This is a genomic window from Kitasatospora sp. NPDC058162, from assembly GCF_042884005.1.
Classification (GTDB): domain Bacteria; phylum Actinomycetota; class Actinomycetes; order Streptomycetales; family Streptomycetaceae; genus Kitasatospora.
This window is the reverse complement of sequence record NZ_JBHVUS010000007.1, coordinates 1-16,911: the sequence shown is the minus strand read 5'-3', so window position 1 is coordinate 16,911 and position 16,911 is coordinate 1. Positions and strand designations below refer to the sequence as shown.

General features: G+C 72.5%; 15 protein-coding genes. 5 read left to right on the top strand and 10 right to left on the bottom strand.

The window, feature by feature from the left end; all coding sequences use genetic code 11:
* Positions 1 to 2 precede the first annotated feature (2 nt).
* Both ACFVXG_RS15820 and ACFVXG_RS15815 read right to left on the bottom strand, forming a co-directional pair.
* Entirely contained in the window at positions 3 to 548 is a 546-nt protein-coding gene (locus tag ACFVXG_RS15820; protein WP_350504601.1) for a DUF1707 and FHA domain-containing protein, read from the bottom strand.
* A gap of 149 nt (positions 549 to 697) precedes the next feature.
* Positions 698 to 1,240 (bottom strand): DUF1697 domain-containing protein, encoded by a 543-nt coding sequence (locus ACFVXG_RS15815; RefSeq protein WP_387927888.1) that lies wholly within the window; start codon positions 1,238 to 1,240, stop codon positions 698 to 700.
* A 144-nt stretch (positions 1,241 to 1,384) separates the two neighbouring features.
* Between ACFVXG_RS15815 and ACFVXG_RS15810 the strand changes: the two genes are divergently transcribed.
* On the top strand, positions 1,385 to 1,855 hold the full coding sequence (locus ACFVXG_RS15810; RefSeq protein WP_387927886.1) for a pyridoxamine 5'-phosphate oxidase family protein: 471 nt from the start codon (positions 1,385 to 1,387) through the stop codon (positions 1,853 to 1,855).
* Between the two features lie 41 nt (positions 1,856 to 1,896).
* Here ACFVXG_RS15810 and ACFVXG_RS15805 read toward each other — a convergent pair whose 3' ends face one another.
* Positions 1,897 to 2,253 carry an arsenate reductase family protein gene (locus tag ACFVXG_RS15805; protein WP_387927884.1) on the bottom strand — a complete coding sequence of 119 codons (357 nt, stop codon included), beginning with the start codon at positions 2,251 to 2,253 and terminating at the stop codon, positions 1,897 to 1,899.
* Positions 2,254 to 2,387: 134 nt separating this feature from the next.
* Here ACFVXG_RS15805 and ACFVXG_RS15800 point away from each other — a divergent pair, with 134 nt between their 5' ends.
* The 3 genes from ACFVXG_RS15800 (at position 2,388) to ACFVXG_RS15790 (ending at position 7,452) form a co-directional block, all read left to right on the top strand.
* Entirely contained in the window at positions 2,388 to 3,605 is a 1,218-nt protein-coding gene (locus tag ACFVXG_RS15800; protein ID WP_387927883.1) for a cytochrome P450, read from the top strand.
* Positions 3,606 to 3,770: 165 nt separating this feature from the next.
* Entirely contained in the window at positions 3,771 to 4,865 is a 1,095-nt protein-coding gene (locus tag ACFVXG_RS15795) for a PP2C family protein-serine/threonine phosphatase (RefSeq protein ID WP_387927882.1), read from the top strand.
* A gap of 109 nt (positions 4,866 to 4,974) precedes the next feature.
* Complete coding sequence (locus ACFVXG_RS15790; RefSeq protein ID WP_387927880.1) at positions 4,975 to 7,452, top strand: SpoIIE family protein phosphatase; 2,478 nt, start codon at positions 4,975 to 4,977, stop codon at positions 7,450 to 7,452.
* Between the two features lie 167 nt (positions 7,453 to 7,619).
* Here the strand turns inward: ACFVXG_RS15790 and glnA are convergent, their stop codons facing one another.
* Positions 7,620 to 9,032 carry a type I glutamate--ammonia ligase gene (gene glnA / locus ACFVXG_RS15785; RefSeq protein WP_387927878.1) on the bottom strand — a complete coding sequence of 471 codons (1,413 nt, stop codon included), beginning with the start codon at positions 9,030 to 9,032 and terminating at the stop codon, positions 7,620 to 7,622.
* A 384-nt stretch (positions 9,033 to 9,416) separates the two neighbouring features.
* On the opposite strand from glnA, the gene ACFVXG_RS15780 reads away from it, so the two are divergent.
* Positions 9,417 to 9,884, top strand: coding sequence for an RDD family protein (locus ACFVXG_RS15780; protein WP_387927877.1), 468 nt, complete (start codon positions 9,417 to 9,419; stop codon positions 9,882 to 9,884).
* Between the two features lie 106 nt (positions 9,885 to 9,990).
* Here ACFVXG_RS15780 and ACFVXG_RS15775 read toward each other — a convergent pair whose 3' ends face one another.
* The 6 genes from ACFVXG_RS15775 to ACFVXG_RS15750 form a co-directional block, all read right to left on the bottom strand.
* Positions 9,991 to 10,680, bottom strand: coding sequence for a DUF4191 domain-containing protein (locus tag ACFVXG_RS15775; protein ID WP_350504592.1), 690 nt, complete (start codon positions 10,678 to 10,680; stop codon positions 9,991 to 9,993).
* 109 nt (positions 10,681 to 10,789) lie between these two features.
* On the bottom strand, positions 10,790 to 10,987 hold the full coding sequence (locus ACFVXG_RS15770) for a hypothetical protein (RefSeq protein WP_387927875.1): 198 nt from the start codon (positions 10,985 to 10,987) through the stop codon (positions 10,790 to 10,792).
* A 210-nt stretch (positions 10,988 to 11,197) separates the two neighbouring features.
* On the bottom strand, positions 11,198 to 12,151 hold the full coding sequence (locus ACFVXG_RS15765) for a lipoyl synthase (protein ID WP_387927873.1): 954 nt from the start codon (positions 12,149 to 12,151) through the stop codon (positions 11,198 to 11,200).
* Positions 12,152 to 12,315: 164 nt separating this feature from the next.
* Complete coding sequence (lipB, locus tag ACFVXG_RS15760; protein WP_387928415.1) at positions 12,316 to 13,110, bottom strand: lipoyl(octanoyl) transferase LipB; 795 nt, start codon at positions 13,108 to 13,110, stop codon at positions 12,316 to 12,318.
* A gap of 108 nt (positions 13,111 to 13,218) precedes the next feature.
* Positions 13,219 to 15,153: a helix-turn-helix domain-containing protein gene (locus ACFVXG_RS15755; protein ID WP_387927872.1), complete on the bottom strand. Its 1,935-nt coding sequence runs from the start codon at positions 15,151 to 15,153 to the stop codon at positions 13,219 to 13,221.
* 81 nt (positions 15,154 to 15,234) lie between these two features.
* Positions 15,235 to 16,626 (bottom strand): MFS transporter, encoded by a 1,392-nt coding sequence (locus ACFVXG_RS15750; protein ID WP_387927870.1) that lies wholly within the window; start codon positions 16,624 to 16,626, stop codon positions 15,235 to 15,237.
* Positions 16,627 to 16,911: the final 285 nt, after the last annotated feature.

Genomic DNA, 16,911 nt, shown 5'->3' with positions numbered 1-16,911 from the left:
GCTCAGTGCGGCGCGAGCCGGAACTCCAGGTTCCCGAACCGTACTTGGTCGCCCGGCCGGACCGGGATCCCGCCCGCGACCCGCCGCCCGTTCACATGGGTGCCGTTGGTCGACCCGAGGTCGTACAGCACCCAACCGCCGTTCTCGTGCCGCAGTTCGGCGTGGTGCCGGGAGACGGAGGCGTCGTGCAGCCGCAGCCCCGAGCCGGGGAGCCGGCCGATGGTCAGCAGTCCCGCCCCGGTGTGCGGCAGGCTCAGCCCGGGCAGCCGCTCGGTGCGCCAGGCCCGGTTCAGCCGGGCGCCGAAGGCGGAGACCCGGCCGACCGTCCGCAGCACCAGGCGCTCGACCGGCCCGCCGGTGGGCAGCCCGGCCACCGCCGCGTCCAACTCGTCGCGGCTGGTGGCCTGGAGGACGATGTCCATCCGGCCGAGGAAGGTGTCGTGCGACAGCCGGCCGCTGCCCGCGCCGTCCCGGAGCAGCCCGAGCGCCTGGTCCCGTTCGGCGTCGGAGGGCCGGACGGCGCCGGTGGGGAGCTCAGGCTGCGTCATGGCCCGATTGTCGGATCGACGGGCTTCGACTGTCCAGATCACGCCGCGGTCCGGCGCAGGGTTCGTACCTCACTGAGCGACAGACGCCCCCTTCACCCGCGCGGTTCCAGCGCGCCCACCTGCGGGGTTCCGGCTCGGCGGACGGACCGTCAGCCCTTCCGGGCGGCCGCCAGGATCTTCTCCGTGGTGTGAAAGAACCGGGAGGTCACCGCCCCCCGGTACTGCTTGCCGAACATCTCCTTGGTGACCCACTTGCCGTCCCGCAGGTGGACCACGATGTACGCGGCGCCCGGATCGGCGCCGAGCACCTCGACGTCGCCCTTCGCCGAGCGGTGCGGGAGGGCGAGTTCGGCCGGCAGCGGCTCGGAGAGGAAGGCGATCACCAGCCGGACGTCCGGGGTGACCTCGACGCCCCGGAACGGCTCGGCGGCGAGCAGCCCGGCCACCTCGTCGACCGTCCGCAGCAGCACCGGCACCGGGTAGCCGAGCGCCTGCTCCAGGTGCGCCTCGATCCGTGCGGTCAGCGCGGCGCGGTCCGGCTCATCGGTCCGGAAGAAGACGTTCCCGCTCTGGATGTACGAGCGGACGTCCTCCAGCCCCAGCTCGGCGAAGAGCGCCCGCAGCCGCTCCATCTTCACCGTCCGGCCGCCGACGTTGATGGCGCGCAGGAACGCGATGTACGTGGTGGTCACCCCGCCAGTCTGGCACTGCCCACCGACAACGCCCGCCGGCCGCACCCCGCCGCCACCGACTCCGTCCCGCACCCGGCGGTCGTCCCGTTCCCGGCGGCCGTCTCGCACCCGGCGGCTGTCGGTGCCGGGTGCCAGACTGGCGCCATGGCTACCTGGCAGGATTTCGAGCACGAGGCACCCGAACTCGCGGCCCTGGTCCGGGCCCGCTTCGAGGCCAACAAGCACCACGTCCTGGCGACGCTGCGCAAGGACGGTTCACCCCGGGTGAGCGGGTCGGAGGTCGACTTCGTCGGCGCCGACGCCTGGCTCGGGTCGATGTACGGCGCGGTCAAGGCCCGCGACCTCCAGCGGGACGCCCGCTTCGCGCTGCACGCCCACCCGGGCGACGAGACCATGGCCGGCGGGGACTCCAAGCTCTCCGGCCGCGCGGTGGAGGTCACCGACGAGAACGAGCTCGCCGCCTTCGCGGCCGACCTGCCGGAGCCGCCGCCCACCCCGTTCCACCTCTTCCGGCTGGACCTCCAGCAGGTGGTGCACACCAGCCTGGACGGCGACGCCCTGTGGGTCCTCAACTGGCACCCGGGCCGGCCGGTGGAGAAGACCCAGCTCCACTGACACCGACACCGACCGGCCTGCCGGCCCGCCGGGAACGGGCCCTACGGCAGAACCGACTTGAGCACCTCGGGAGTCCGGGCCACGACGGCGTGCCCGTCGTCCGCGGTGATGATCGGGCGCTGGATCAGCACGGGGTGCTCGGCCATCGCCGCGATCCAGCGCACCCGCTCGTCCGCCTCCCGGGGCCACCCCTTCATCCCCAGCTCCTTGGCGATCGGCTCGTCGGTGCGGGTGATGTCCCACGGCTCCAGGCCCAGGCGCTCCAGCACCTGCTCCAGCTCGGCCGCGGTCGGCGGGTCCTCCAGGTAGCGCCGCACGGTGTACTTCGCCCCGGCGGCGTTCAGCTCATTGAGCGCCGTCCGGCACTTGCCACAACGCGGGTTGATCCAGATCTCCATGCCGACCAGCCTATCCGCGCTTCCGCCCGCCCCCGGCCCCGTCGACGCCGCCCGGGTCCGTCGGCGCCGGGAACTCCGGTGCGCCCGCCCGTGGTTCACGAACCAGGAAGCAGGACATCGGAGGGGAGCACCACATGGACGGCGCCGCGATCATCGAGCAGCTGATGACCACGGAGGTCAGGACCGACCCGTACCCGCTCTACGCCAGGGCGCACCAGCTCGGCCCGGTGACCGGGGCGGGGGACGGGATGTTCGTGGTGAGCGGCTACGCGGCGGTCAACAAGGTGCTCCGCACGCCCGCCTTCGGCGTCGCGACCGCCGACATGATGGCCGGCCTCGCCCCGGAGTTCGCCGGGCACTCCTCGCTCGCCCTGTTCGGCCGCTCGATCCTCCAGCGCAACGCCCCCGACCAGCCCCGGGTCCGTTCGCTGATCGCCTCGGTGTTCACCGCCCGCCGGGTCGCCGCACTGCGCCCGGCGGTGGAGGCGGCGGTCGACCGGCTGCTGGACGGGATGGCCGAGCAGGGCGCCGACGGTTCCCCGGTCGACTTCATGGACGCCTTCGCCTTCCGGCTGCCGGTCGGGGTGATCTGCGAGCTGCTCGGCGTCCCCGAGCAGGACCGCTACCGCTTCCGCGACCTCGCCTCCGACCTGACCGTCGCCCTGGAGATCGTCTCGGACTACGACGACCTGGCGGAGGCCGACCGGGCCGCCGACGAGCTGTCCGACTACTTCACGGCTCTGATCGCCGAACGGCTGGCCCGCCCGCAGGACGACCTGGTCAGCGACCTGGCCCGGATCGCCGCCGCGGACGGCGAGCGGCTCTCCGGCGCCGAGCTGCTGGCCAACCTGGTGCTGCTGCTGGTGGCCGGCTTCGAGACCACCACCAACCTGCTCGGCAACGGCCTCGCCCTGCTGTTCCGCCACCCCGGGGTGGCGGCCGGGCTGCGCAACGGGGCCGTCACCCCGGCCGGGTTCACCGACGAGGTGCTGCGCTTCGACTCCCCGGTCCAGGCCACCGGGCGGGTCGCCCTGGAGGCGGGCCTGTCGATCGAGGGCCTGCCCGTCCCGGTCGACAGCGGGCTGACCCTGCTGATCGGCGCCGCCAACCACGATCCGGCCCGGTACGACCGGCCGGGGGTGTTCGACCCGTCCCGCACCGACAGCCAGCCGCTCAGCTTCGGCGGCGGCACCCACTTCTGCCTGGGCTCCCAGCTGGCCCGGCTGGAGGGCGAGCTCGCGGTGTCCGCCCTGCTGGACCGCTTCCCCCGGCTCGCCCAGGGCGGCGTGCCGACCCGGCGTGACCGCCTGGTGCTGCGCGGCTACGAGACGCTGCCGGTGACGGTCCGGTGACCTCCCGTTCGGGGCCGCGCCGCCCTGATCCCCTCTAATCCACCCCCGCCGGAATCCGGGACGTTCGGCCATTCGTGACCGGGCCGTTCGTGGGGGAGCATGGAGGGACGAATCCGGTCATTCCTGGCCAAACACCCAGGGCCGGTCAGCCAGGAGGTCCCCGCCGTGTCAGCGCCCCGCCGCCGCCCGCCGCAGCTCGCGCTCGTGCAGCCCCGGGCGCCGCGCTGGGTGCTCTGGCTGCCGGTGCTCCTGCTGGTCCTGGACCTGGTCGCCGAGGCCGTCGTACCGGACGCGGTGGCCGCCGGCTTCCTGCTCACCGCCCTGCCCGTGGTGGCCGCGTTCAGCTACGGCCCGGTGCTGACCGCCGCCACCACGGGCGGGGCCCTGACCCTCCAGCTGCTGCTGGCCCTGCGCGCGGGCCACATCAACGAGCAGCACCACGTCTGGGTCTACATCGCCACCGCACTGTCCGGGGTGATGGGCACCGCCCTGTCCTGGCAGCGCACCCGGCAGAACCGCAACCTGTTGCAGGCCCGTACGGTCGCCGAGACCCTCCAGCGCACGGTGCTGCGCCCGGTGCCGGAGCGCGCCGGCGGCCTGCGGGTGGCCGGGCTGTACCGCCCGGCGCAGGCCGAGGTGCTGGTCGGCGGGGACCTCTACGAGGTGTGCGACACCCGCTTCGGCGTCCGGGTACTGCTCGGCGACGTCCGCGGCAAGGGTCTCGGCGCGGTCCGCACCGTCGCCGACGTGCTCGGCGCCTTCCGGGCGGCCGCCCACGACACCCCGGGCCTGGTCGAGCTCGCCGACCAACTGGACCGCGCCGTGCTGCGCGACGCGGCCGACCGCGGCGACGACGAGCTGTTCGTCACCGCCGTCCTGCTCCAGTACCGCGCGGGCTCCGACTGCGTGGAGTTCGTCAACCGCGGCCACACCACCCCCCTCCTGCTCGCCCGGGGCACCATCACCCCGGTGGCCTGCGCCGACGACCTCCCGCTCGGCCTCGGCCACCTCCGCCCCGAGGACGAACCCGCCAAGCCGACCACCGTCGCCCTCCCCCCGGGCCACACCGTCCTCCTCTACACCGACGGCGTCAGCGAGGCCCGCGACGCCACCGGCGCCTTCTACCCCCTCGCCCCCCGCCTCGCCGCCCTCGGCAACTCCACCCCCGACCGCGTGGTCTCCTTCCTCGCCCAGGACGTCCACCAATACGCCGGCCTCCTCGCCGACGACCTCGCCCTCCTGGCCCTCACCCCCGAATAACCCCACCCCGCCCCCACCGGCGCCGGGGAGCGGCGCGCTCCCCGGCGCCCCTTTCGGTGCTGTTGTTGCTGGTCGACCGGCCGGGCTAGGCTGGTGCTCCCGCGATTCTGTGAGTGATCATTCCGTGACGAACCAGGATGGGCGCCTTCCAAAGGGTCGGCCGACCCCACGGGGCGGCAGCGAAACGGGCACGGCGGTGGCGATCGTCGATGGTCACGGCTACGTGACACGCTGGAATGCCGACGCCGAGCGGCTACTGGGCTATCGCGCCGACGAGGTCGTGGGCCGGCCTGCGGCGGACCTGCTGCTTGAGCCCGTCACCCACGAGGACGTACGACAGGCCATGGCCCGGAACCCGGAACGGCTGAGCGGTCCGCTCGTCTTACGGCACCGCGACGGGCGGCGGGTGGATGTGACCGTGGTCGCGCACCACGGCGTGGCGCGCGACGGAGCACCGCCTGACGCGCCTGACGGACCTGACGCGCTGGACAGCTGGCGCGTCGTCTGCGCGCTGACGGGGTCGGATCCCCGGCCCGAGGACGAGGACCTCGCACGGTGGGCCTTGGAGCAGTTGCCGCGCTGCTCGGTCTCGCTGTACGACGCGCAGCTCAGGTACCGCCGCTCCAACCAGGCCATGGTCCCCGTCGTCGGCCTGCCGGACAGCGCGGTGCGCGGCCTGGGCATCCTCGACATCACCACCCAGCCGCAGGCCGTCAAGCTCGCCGACGGACTGCGCCGCGCGCTGGAGAGCGGCGAGCCGGTGCACCTGGAGAGCTTCCAGCGCACCGGGGGCCAGCGCCGGATCCACGCGTGGTCCGTCGACTTCGCCCCCTTGAAGGACACCGACGGCACGGTGCACGGTGTCGCCCTGGTCGCCCGGGACATGACCGAGCAGTTCTGGGCGCGCAAGCGCCTGGTGCTGCTCAATGAGGCCGCCAGCAGGATCGGCAGCACGCTGGATCTCGGCCGAACCGCGCGCGAGCTGCTGGAGGTGACGGTCCCCGAGCTCGCGGATTTCGCCAGCGTCGACCTGCTCACCGCCCTCGAAGCCGACATCGAACCGACTGACGGTGAGCTCTCCGGCAGTGTGATGCTCCGGCGGATCGTGCACCGCTTCGCCCCGGGCACGCGGCTGCCGACCGTGTTGGAGATCGGTACCACCGACAGCTATCCGGAGTTCTCACCGCCGGCGCGCGCGCTCGCGACGGGCGCCGGAGTGCTCTGCAACGCCGAGGACCCCGAATTCGTCCACTGGATGGAAGTGGACAAGCGCCGCGCCGCGATCATCCGGGACCAGGGCTACCACTCGATGATGGCGGTGCCGTTGCGCGCCCGCGGGGTGACGCTCGGGGTCGCCGTGTTCTACCGCCGCAGCCGCGCCGACCGCATGGAACGGTTCGGGCGGGACGATCTCCTACTGGCCGATGAGCTGGCCGCCAGAGCCGCCGTCGCGATCGACAACGCCCGCCGGTACACCCGTGAGCGTGAGACCGCACTCTCCCTGCAACACAGCCTCCTGCCGCAGCGCATGCCGGAGCAGGCGGCGATGGAGGCGGCCTCCCGGTACATCCCGGCGTCGACACGCTCGGGGATCGGCGGTGACTGGTTCGACCTGATCCCACTCTCCGGTGCCCGTATCGCCCTGGTCGTCGGCGACGTCGTGGGCCACGGCATCCGCGCCACCGCGACCATGGGCCGGCTGCGCACCGCCGTGCGCACGCTCTCGGACGTGGACCTGGCGCCGGACGAGCTGCTGACCAGACTGGACGACCTCGTGGTACGGCTGTCGTCGGAGGCCGGGGCCAGTGGGGAGGTCGGCGAGATCGGAGCCACCTGCTGCTACGCCATCTACGATCCGGTGTCCCGGACGTGCACGATGGCCAGTGCCGGGCATCCGCCGCCGGTGATCGTGCCGCCCGGGGGCACGCCGGAGGCCGCCAGGATGTCGATCGGCCCGCCGCTCGGCGTCGGCGGGCTGCCCTTCGAGGCGACGGTGGTGGAACTGACCGAAGGCAGCCTGGTGGCGCTGTTCTCCAACGGTCTGATCGAGACCCGCGAGCGCGACGTCGACGAGGGGTACCAACGGCTGTGCCGGGTGCTCGCACGCACCGGGCCGTCGTTGGAAGACGCCTGCGACGCGGTCGTCGACGACCTGGTGGCGGGGCGTCCCCGTGACGATGTCGCCCTGGTCATCGCGCGCACCCGCGCCTTGGACGACGACCGGGTCGCCACCTGGGAGGTCCCGTCCGCCCCGTCCGCGGTCGCTGCCGCCCGCAAGGCGGTCTCGAAACGGCTGTCCGAGTGGGGCGCGAGCGACCAGATCTATCCGATGGAACTGATCGTCAGCGAGCTGGTGACCAACGCGATCCGCTACGCGGCCCCGCCGATCACCTTGCGCCTGATCCGCGACCAGGTCCTGATCTGCGAGGTCTCGGACGCCAGCAGCACCGCCCCGCACCTGCGCCGCGCCCGTGACTGGGAGGAGGGCGGCCGCGGCCTGATGCTCGTCGCCCAGATGGCCCACCGCTGGGGCACCCGACACGGCCTCACCGGCAAAACCATCTGGGCCGAGATGCCGCTCGACTGAGCCCGACCACGGCCTCCCGGTGTGCAACCCGGGCGACGCAGATCCGCTCGCGAGCCCCAGAGCAGTCGACGCGGCTCGGCCAGCCGACGTTTCCGCAGGTCAGCGAGGTGCTGACCTGCGGAAACGCCGGAAAACCGAACTGCGTCTTCCGCAGCTCAGAGGAACTCCTACAGGTCGTAGTAGAGCTCGAACTCGTGCGGGTGGGGGCGGAGGGCGATCGGGGCGATCTCGTTGGTGCGCTTGAAGTCGATCCAGGTCTCGATCAGGTCCGGGGTGAAGACGTTGCCGGCCAGGAGGTACTCGTGGTCGGCTTCGAGGGCCTCGAGGACGGCGGGGAGGGAGGACGGGACCTGGGGGACGTTGGCGTGCTCCTCCGGGGCGAGCTCGTAGAGGTCCTTGTCGACCGGCTCCAGGGGCTCGATCTTGTTGCGGATGCCGTCGAGGCCGGCCATCAGCATGGCGGAGAAGGCCAGGTACGGGTTGGAGGACGGGTCCGGGGCGCGGAACTCGATGCGCTTGGCCTTGGCGTTGGAGCCGGTGATCGGGATGCGGATCGCGGCCGAGCGGTTGCGCTGGGAGTAGACCAGGTTCACGGGCGCCTCGAAGCCGGGGACCAGGCGGTGGTAGGAGTTCACCGAGGGGTTGGTGAAGGCCAGCAGCGAGGGGGCGTGCCGGAGCAGGCCGCCGATGTAGTAGCGGGCGGTGTCGGAGAGGCCGGCGTAGCCCTGCTCGTCGTAGAAGAGCGGGGAGCCCTCGGTCCACAGCGACTGGTGGACGTGCATGCCCGAGCCGTTGTCGCCGAAGATCGGCTTCGGCATGAAGGTGGCCGTCTTCCCGGCCCGCCAGGCGACGTTCTTGATGATGTACTTGAACAGCATCAGGTCGTCGGCCGCGTGCAGCAGGGTGTTGAACTTGTAGTTGATCTCGGCCTGGCCGGCCGTGCCGACCTCGTGGTGCTGGCGCTCGACCTCCAGGCCGGCCTTGGCCAGCTCCAGGGACATCTCGGCGCGCAGGTCGGCGAAGTGGTCGACCGGCGGGACGGGGAAGTAGCCGCCCTTGTACTTGACCTTGTAGCCGCGCGCGTCGCCCTCGGCGGCGCCGCTGTTCCAGGCGCCGGCCTCCGAGTCGATGTGGTAGAAGGACGCGTTGGCGCTGGTGTCGAACCGCACCGAGTCGAAGACGTAGAACTCGGCCTCGGGCCCGAAGAAGGCGGTGTCGGCGATGCCGGAGGAGGCGAGGTAGGCCTCGGCCTTCTTGGCGACGTTGCGCGGGTCGCGGCTGTAGGCCTCGCCGGTGACCGGGTCCTGGATGAAGAAGTTGATGTTCAGGTGCTTCTCGGCCCGGAAGGGGTCGAGGCGGGCGGTGGCCAGGTCCGGCACGAGGGCCATGTCGGACTCGTGGATGGCCTGGAAGCCGCGGATCGACGAGCCGTCGAACATCAGGGTCTCGGACGGGTCGAAGGTCGCCGCGGGTACGGAGAAGTGCTGCAGGACGCCGGGCAGATCGCAGAACCGGACATCGACGAACTTCACGTCGTTGTCCTGAATGAACTGCTTCACTTCGGTGGCGTTGTTGAACATCCATCCTCCTCGGCGTGCGAATTGGGCTCACCCTAGGAATGGGGCGTTTCCGGCCGGTGACCCACTCGTTTCCTAGATGTTAACCGCGACCGCCGAACGGGCGACAAAGGCCTACGGGACGGGGCAAATCGCCCCGCTGACCTGGGGGTCCTCCGATGAGTGGTCTGGACCACTTGTAAGCCCGGTGAGCGGGATTCACCCGGTCGTGGACCCGACCCCGATCCGGCCTCGATCCGACCCCGATCCGGCCTCGATCCGGCCCCGATCGGGCCGGGTCCGGGCCGGGTCCGCGCCCGCCGCGCGCCCGTCCCGGACCCCGCCCCGCGCCCCGCCGGGAGGGGAGCCGGTGCCGGTCCGGGGCGTGAGCCCGGTTAGTGTGGATTCGTGGACACCAGAGAAGCGTTGGGATCGTGGATCGACGGCCCCAAGGCGGCCGCCGAGAAGATGGGTGCCGACTTCGGCTACCGCGGCGAGCGCCTCGGACTGCCCAAGGAGGGCCCCGGCTCGATCGCCGGCCCCGGCCGACGGATCGGCGCCGTGTTCGTGGACGGCTGGCTGGTCTCGCTGGTCTCCTACGGCCTGCTCGCCAAGGGCGACGCGGCCGAGGCCAACCTGTGGACCCTCCCGCTCTTCTTCCTGGTCGCGGTCGTCCTGCTCGCCACCACCGGCACGACCCTCGGCAAGCGGCTGTTCGGCCTCCGGGTGGTCCGCCTGGACGGGCGCCGCGCGACCATCCCGCAGGTCCTGCTGCGCACCGTGCTGCTGTGCCTGGTGGTGCCGCCGCTGGTCTGGGACCGGGACACCCGGGGCCTGCACGACAAGGCCGTCGGCACCGTCGAGGTCCGGATCTAGAGGTCCGGATCCAGAGGTCGGATCCAGCCCCGCCCCCGAACGCCGAACGGCCCCGCTCCGGAGATCCGGGGCGGGGCCGTTCTGGGTCGTCAGGGGCGGGGGAGAGTCAGCGGACCTGGCCGCCCTTGGGCATCCGGGCACCCTTGGGCATCGGGCCCTTGGGGATCGGCGCCTTGGAGAGCAGGTCGCCCAGCGCGCGCAGGCGGTCGTTGGTCTCGGTGACCTGGGCGGCGGTGATGGCACGGGGCAGGCGCATCAGGTGGATCTGCAGCTTCTTCAGCGGGATCTCACCCTCCCCGGTGCCCACCACGATGTCGTGGACCGGCACGTCGCCGACCACACGGGCCATCTTCTTCTTCTCGGAGGCCAGCAGCTGGCGCACCCGGTTGGGGTTGCCCTCGCCGATCAGCGCGATGCCGGCCCGGCCCACGGCGCGGTAGACCGCGTCCTGGTTACGGGTGACCGCGACCGGGGTGGAGCTGGAGCTCCAGCCGCGCCGGATGTTGTTCAGCACCGCAGCTACGGCGCCCGGCTGTCCCTCCATCTGTCCGAACGCGGCGCGTTCGGCCCGGCGCCCGAAGACGATCGCCATGGCCAGGACGGCCACGATGAAGCCCAGGATGCCCAGGTAGATGGGATGGTCGATTGCGAAGCCGATGGCGAGGAACACGCCGAAGGTCAGCAGGCCGACGCCGGCGATGATCAGGCCGATCTTGGTGTCGACCTTCTTGGTCATGGTGTACGCCAGACGGATCTGCTTCAGCCGTCCGGGGTTCTCGGATGTTTCCCTCGCCATAACGCTCATGGTACGTGGCACGGGTACGGGATATCCAAGCCCGGGTACCCGTTCGCCCGAACCGTGACCCGTGTGCCCGCGCACCGTCGCGCACAGCGACGGCGGAGCCTCACGGTCGTACGGAGTGTGCCCCCGTCGTGGCGGAGGGCCCGACCGCCGGGGCGTCGTGCCGGCGGTCCGCCGCGTACCGGCGGTTCTCGCACACCGCCGCCCAGGCGTTGCGCCGAGCGTGTTGCTGGCCGGGGGCCAGCAGGACGCTCTCGGCGAACCGCAGCGCCGCCCCCACCGACCGGATCCGCATCCGCATGCCGAACAGCTCCCCTCGTGGCTGAGAAGACTCGGGGCCGAGACTCGTGGCTGAGAACAATCGAACGCCCACCAGGCGTCCATCGTCCCCACCCCGTGTTACCAGCCCGTGACCAGGCAGTCAAAGCGCGGTGAAACCCGGAAGGGCGGAGCCGTGGCTCCGCCCTTCCGATGGCTCAATCGGCTCGAATGGCTCGAACCGGTCCCGAGGTCAGACCGCGGCCTGCGCGCGCTTCTCCAGCGCCTGCCGGTACAGCCGGCCGGCCCGGTACGAGGAGCGCACCAGCGGGCCCGACATGACGCCGGCGAAGCCCAGCTCCTCGGCCTCCTCCTGGAGCTCGACGAACTCCTGGGGCTTCACCCAGCGCTCCACCGGGTGGTGGCGCAGCGAGGGCCGCAGGTACTGGGTGATGGTGATCAGCTCGCAGCCGGCCCCGACCAGGTCGGCCAGCGCCTGGCTGACCTCCTCGCGGGTCTCGCCCATGCCCAGGATCAGGTTGGACTTGGTGACCAGCCCGGCGGCGCGGGCCTGGGTGATGACGTCCAGGGAGCGCTCGTAGCGGAAGGCCGGGCGGATCCGCTTGAAGATGCGCGGGACGGTCTCGACGTTGTGGGCGAGCACCTCGGGGCGGGAGGAGAAGACCTCGGCCAGCTGCTCGGGCACCGCGTTGAAGTCGGGGATGAGCAGCTCGACGCCGGTGCGGCCGGCCGCGCGCTCGGCGGTCATCGCGTGCACCTGGCGGACGGTCTCGGCGTACAGCCACGAGCCGCCGTCCTCCAGGTCGTCGCGGGCGACGCCGGTGATGGTGGCGTAGTTGAGGTCCATGGTGACGATGGACTCGGCGACCCGGCGGGGCTCGTCGCGGTCGAACTCGGCGGGCTTGCCGGTGTCGATCTGGCAGAAGTCGCAGCGGCGGGTGCACTGGTCACCGCCGATGAGGAAGGTCGCCTCGCGGTCCTCCCAGCACTCGAAGATGTTGGGACAGCCGGCCTCCTGGCAGACCGTGTGCAGTCCCTCCTTCTTCACCAGCGACTGGAGGGCGTTGTACTCCGGCCCCATCTTCGCGCGGGTCTTGATCCACTCGGGCTTCCGCTCGATGGGGGTCTCGCTGTTGCGGACCTCCAGGCGGAGCAGCTTCCTGCCGTCGGGCGCGACAGCGGACACGTGCGACTCCTAGAACTAGACGGGGTACCCCCAGGGTACGCCTGTGGTTGTACGGCCTTCGCCGGGCCTGCCGCCCTGCAATCGCAGGGCAACGCGGCTACCGGCCAGTAGATTCCCAGTGGCTGGGGGGATTCCAGCGTGCTCCTGGAAGACTCCGGAGGACTTCAGCCACCGAGCGAGGGGCTGGGCGCGCGGCTGGGCGCCGGCTCCGGCAGCTCGGCGAACACGTCCCGGAGGTGCCGCTCGACGGCCGGCAGCGCCTCGCCCACCGGGAAGTCGCGGCGCAGCTCGCCGGCCAGCGAGGCGACGCCCGCGTCCCGGATCCCGCAGGGCACGATCTTGTCGAAGTACGTCATCTCGGGGTCGCAGTTCAGCGCGAAGCCGTGCATGGTCACCCCGCGGGCGACCCGTACGCCGATCGCGGCGAGCTTGCGGTCGCCGCCGCGCTGCCCGGCGTTGGACGGCGCGTACTCGGGGCCGGCCAGCCGCGGGTCGATGCCCAGCGGCAGGCCCATCCGCAGGGTCAGCTTGCCGATGTCGACCACCTCGGCCGGGTCCACCACGGCGTCCGGGATGTTCTCGCCGAGCACCCAGACCCCGCTGCGGCCCTCGACCCGGGTGGTCCCGACGCCGAAGTCGGCGGCGGCGCGGATCAGCGCCTCCTCCAGCCGACGGACGTACGCGATCACGTCGATCGGGTCGGGGAGCTTGATGATCGGGTAGCCGACCAGCTGGCCGGGGCCGTGCCAGGTGATCTCGCCGCCCCGGTTGACCTCGACCACCGGGGTGCCGTCCAGCGGCAGGTCGGCGGGGTTGGTGCGCTTGCCCATGGTGTAGACGGGCGGGTGCTCCAGCAGCAGCACGGTGTCGGGGATCTCGTCCGCGACCCGCAGCGCGTGCAGTCGCTGCTGTTCCTCCCACGCCTCCTCGTACGGGACGACGTGCTCGCCTATGCCCATTCGAACGAAACGTACGTTCTCGCTCACCGCTGCCGCTCCTTGCCAGGCGTTCGAGACCAACCTCGCCACTGTACGCCCACGCCCGCGCCACCCGTTCGGCCTCCCCGTTCAGCCGCCCGAGCCCGGGTCCGAGCCCGGGCCCGAAAGCAGCTGCAACCGCAGCGCCAGCTGCAGCTCCAGCGACCGCTCCGGCTGGTTCCAGTCCCGCCCGAGCAGCGCCTCGACCCGGTCCAGCCGCTGCACCACCGTGTTCACGTGGACGTGCAGCTCGTCCTTGGCGCGGGTCAGGCTGCCCCCGCAGTCGAAGTAGGCGCGCAGGGTGCGGACCAGTTCGGTGCCGCGCCGGGCGTCGTAGGCGAGCAGCGGGCCGAGCGTGGCGCCGACGAAGCCGTCCACGTCGTGGCCGTCGCCGAGCAGCACCCCGAGGAAACCGAGCGCCCGGGCCGAGGCGCCCTCGCCGGCGCGGCCGAGCACCCGCAGGGCGCGTACGCAGCGCAGGCCCTCGGTGTACGAGGCGGCCAGCGCGGCCGGTCCGGCGGCGGGGCGGCCGGCGCCGACGGTGACCGCGAAGCCCGCCAGCCGGGCCAGCCGTTCGGCGGCCCGGCGGGCGGTCTCCTCGGGGTCGTCGGTGCCGCCCGGGGCGACGGGCACCAGCAGCACCACCGCCTCGCCGTGCTCGGCGCTGACGCCGCGGGAGCCGAACAGGTACCGCCGGGCCGCGCCGGCCAGCCGTCCCCGGTCGTCGCCGTCGCCGTCGGCGGGCTCGGCGGCCAGCACCAGGTGGGGGCGGGCGAGGTCGACCCCGAGCCGGCGGCCGCGCGCGGTGAGCCCGGCCGGGTCGCGGTCGGGGGCGGTGAGCAGGTCGGTGAGCAGTTCGCCGCGGACCCGGTTCTCGGTCTCCGCCACCGAGCGGCGCAGCAGCAGGAGCAGCGCCGTCACCACACCGGCCCGTTCGAACAGCCGGCGGTCGGCGTCGTCCAGGTCGGGCCGGCCGCGCAGCACCAGGGTGCCGAGCGCGTCGTGCCCGGCCAGCGCGGCGCACACCCACAGCCCGCCGTGCCGTACGGACCGGCCCTCGGCCCGGGAGGCGGCCATCGCCCCGGCGAGTTCGGCCGCGGCGGCGGGCCGTCCGGCCAGCGGCTCGCCCTCGGCGTCCAGGACGGTTATCTCCCCGTCCAGCAGGTGGGCGACGGCGGCGGCCACGTCCGGCACCTCGGCGCCGCGCAGCACCAGGTCGGTGAGCCGGTCGTGCGCCTGTTCGGCGCGCTGGACGGCGGCGGAGTGGGCCCGGACCAGTTCGTTGGCGGCGTTCAGCTCGGCCAGTGCGGCCCGGGTGTCGGCCAGTGCCTTGGCGGTGTCCAGGGCGATCGCGGCGTGCGCGGCCAGGGTGCAGAGCAGCGCGACCTCGTCGGGGGAGAAGGCGCGCGGTGAGCGGTCGGCGGCGAACAGGACGCCGATGACCTCCCCGCCGAGCAGCAGCGGCACGCCGATGATCGCCACCAGGCCCTCGTCCAGCACGCCCGCGTCGATCGTGCCGGTGTGGTGGAAGCGTTCGTCGGCGCGGTAGTCGGGGGTGGCGTACGGGCGGGCGGTCTGCGCGACCAGCCCGCCCAGGCCGTCGCCGAGGCTGAGCCGCAGGGTCTGGAACAGGACGGAGACCGAGCCGTCGGTGACCCGCATGTAGGTGTCGCCGGCGGCCTCGTCCGGCAGGGTCAGGTACGCGGTGTCGGTGCCGAGCAGCAGCCGGGCCCGGCGGACGATCGCCTGTAGCACGGCGTCCAGGTCCCGGGAGGCGGCGAGGTCCCCGGCAGTGTCGAACAGGGCCGTCAACTCGGCCTCGCGGCGCCGGTGTTGACGCAGCGTGCGGTGCACCCGCAGGGCCTGCCAGGTGGCGTCGTCGAGCTCGGCGAGGACGCCGGCCGGCGCCCCGCGGCGGCGGGCGCCGGCCAGCACCTCGGCGAAGTCCTCGGTGGCGGCGCCGGAGGCGAGCAGGTCGAGCAGCTGCCGCAGTGCGGGCGCGGCACTCTCGTCGGGGTGGTTCATCCGGGGTGGTTCATGGTGCGGGCCGCCAATCGGCGTCGGATCCGTCGGTGCCGAGAACTCGCGATGCTATCGGCTCGAACCTCAGGTGACAGCAGGCTTTCCGACCGCGCCGCCGTCCACCGCGCCGCCGTCCACCGCCCGTCCCTCCGGCGACCGTTCGTCGACCTCCGCGAGGTCCTGCCCCCTGGTCTCCCGCCCGCACAGCACCGCCAGTACGGTGATCGCCGCCGCGATCGCCACGTACACCGAGATCGGCGTGGCGCTCCCGTAGTCCTTGAGCAGCGCGGTGGCGATCAGCGGCGCGGGCGCGCCGGCCGCCACCGAGGCGAACTGGGCGCCGATCGAGGCCCCCGAGTACCGCAGCCGGGTCGCGAACAGCTCCGAGAAGAAGGCCGCCTGGGGCGCGTACATCGCGCTGTGGAACACCAGGCCGACCGTCACCGCGACGACCAACTGCCCGAACGAGTGGGTGTCCACCATCCCGAAGAACACGAACGCCCACACCCCGACCCCGGCCGCGCCCACCAGGTACACCGGCTTGCGCCCGACCCGGTCCGACAGCGCCCCGAAGAGCGGGATCAGCGCGAACTGCACGGCGCTGGCGATCAGTACGGCGTTCAGCGCGCTCTGCTTGTCGAAGTGGGCGTGGGTCACGGCGTAGGTCAGCACGAAGGTGGTCATGACGTAGTACGAGATGTTCTCCGCCATCCGGGCCCCCATCGCCACCAGCACCTCCCGCCAGTGGTGCCTCAACACCCCGACCAGCGGCGCCTGTTCGGCCTCCGGCCGGCTCTTCCGCCTCGCTGCCGCCTGCTGGAACAGCGGTGACTCCTCCACCGCCAGCCGGATCCACATCCCGACCCCGACCAGCACCGCCGACAGCAGGAACGGCACCCGCCACCCCCAGGCCAGGAACGCGCTCTCCGACTGCACCGCCGTCATCAGCGACAACACCCCCGCCGCCAACAGGTTCCCGGCCGGCGCCCCGCCCTGCGGCCACGACGCCCAGAACCCCCGCCGCCGCTGGTCCCCGTGCTCCGACACCAGCAGCACCGCCCCGCCCCACTCCCCGCCGAGCGCGAACCCCTGCACCAGCCGAAGCGCCGTCAGCAGCACCGGCGCCGCCACCCCGACCGAGTCGTACGTCGGCAGCAACCCGATCGCCGTGGTCGAGCCGCCCATCAGCAGCAGGCTCACCACCAGCAGCTTCTTCCGCCCCACCCGGTCCCCGAAGTGCCCGAACACCAGGGCCCCGACCGGCCGCGCCGCGAACCCGATGGCGTAGGTCAGGAACGACAGCAGCGTCCCGGTCAGCGGATCGCTGTGCGGGAAGAACAGCTTCCCGAACACCAGCGCCGCCGCCGTTCCGTACAAGAAGTAGTCGTACCACTCGATCGTCGTGCCGATCAGACTCGCGGCCACCACTCGGGGGAGTGAACTGGGCGCCGCCGAACCACGTGCAGGGGCGTTCATGGTCACCACTTCCAGGTCCAGGGGAACGGGGGGACGGTGTCGCCACAAGGTAGGAACCCCACGCCCCCCGGCCCATGTGCCCAACCCACACATCCCACCGCCCCCCTATGGCCCCCCACCCCATGACCACCTCCGCTCCTCGCCGTTTCCCACCCCCCACCCCCCACCCCCCCACCCCCCCACCCCCCACCCCCCACCCCATGACCACCTCCGCTCCTCGCCGTTTCCCACCCCCCCCACCCCCCCACCCGCTCCTGCCCGGTCGCCCCGTCGCCGCTTCGGCAC

Bases quoted from the DNA above. Each gene is read 5' to 3' on its own strand.
- ACFVXG_RS15805 (WP_387927884.1), bottom strand. From the start codon at position 2,253: ATGGAGATCTGGATCAACCCGCGTTGTGGCAAGTGCCGGACGGCGCTC.
- ACFVXG_RS15750 (WP_387927870.1), bottom strand. From the start codon at position 16,626: ATGAACGCCCCTGCACGTGGTTCGGCGGCGCCCAGTTCACTCCCCCGA.
- ACFVXG_RS15755 (WP_387927872.1), bottom strand. From the start codon at position 15,153: ATGAACCACCCCGACGAGAGTGCCGCGCCCGCACTGCGGCAGCTGCTC.
- glnA (WP_387927878.1), bottom strand. From the start codon at position 9,032: ATGTTCAACAACGCCACCGAAGTGAAGCAGTTCATTCAGGACAACGAC.
- ACFVXG_RS15800 (WP_387927883.1), top strand. From the start codon at position 2,388: ATGGACGGCGCCGCGATCATCGAGCAGCTGATGACCACGGAGGTCAGG.
- lipB (WP_387928415.1), bottom strand. From the start codon at position 13,110: ATGGGCATAGGCGAGCACGTCGTCCCGTACGAGGAGGCGTGGGAGGAA.
- ACFVXG_RS15770 (WP_387927875.1), bottom strand. From the start codon at position 10,987: ATGCGGATGCGGATCCGGTCGGTGGGGGCGGCGCTGCGGTTCGCCGAG.
- ACFVXG_RS15810 (WP_387927886.1), top strand. From the start codon at position 1,385: ATGGCTACCTGGCAGGATTTCGAGCACGAGGCACCCGAACTCGCGGCC.
- ACFVXG_RS15775 (WP_350504592.1), bottom strand. From the start codon at position 10,680: ATGGCGAGGGAAACATCCGAGAACCCCGGACGGCTGAAGCAGATCCGT.
- ACFVXG_RS15820 (WP_350504601.1), bottom strand. From the start codon at position 548: ATGACGCAGCCTGAGCTCCCCACCGGCGCCGTCCGGCCCTCCGACGCC.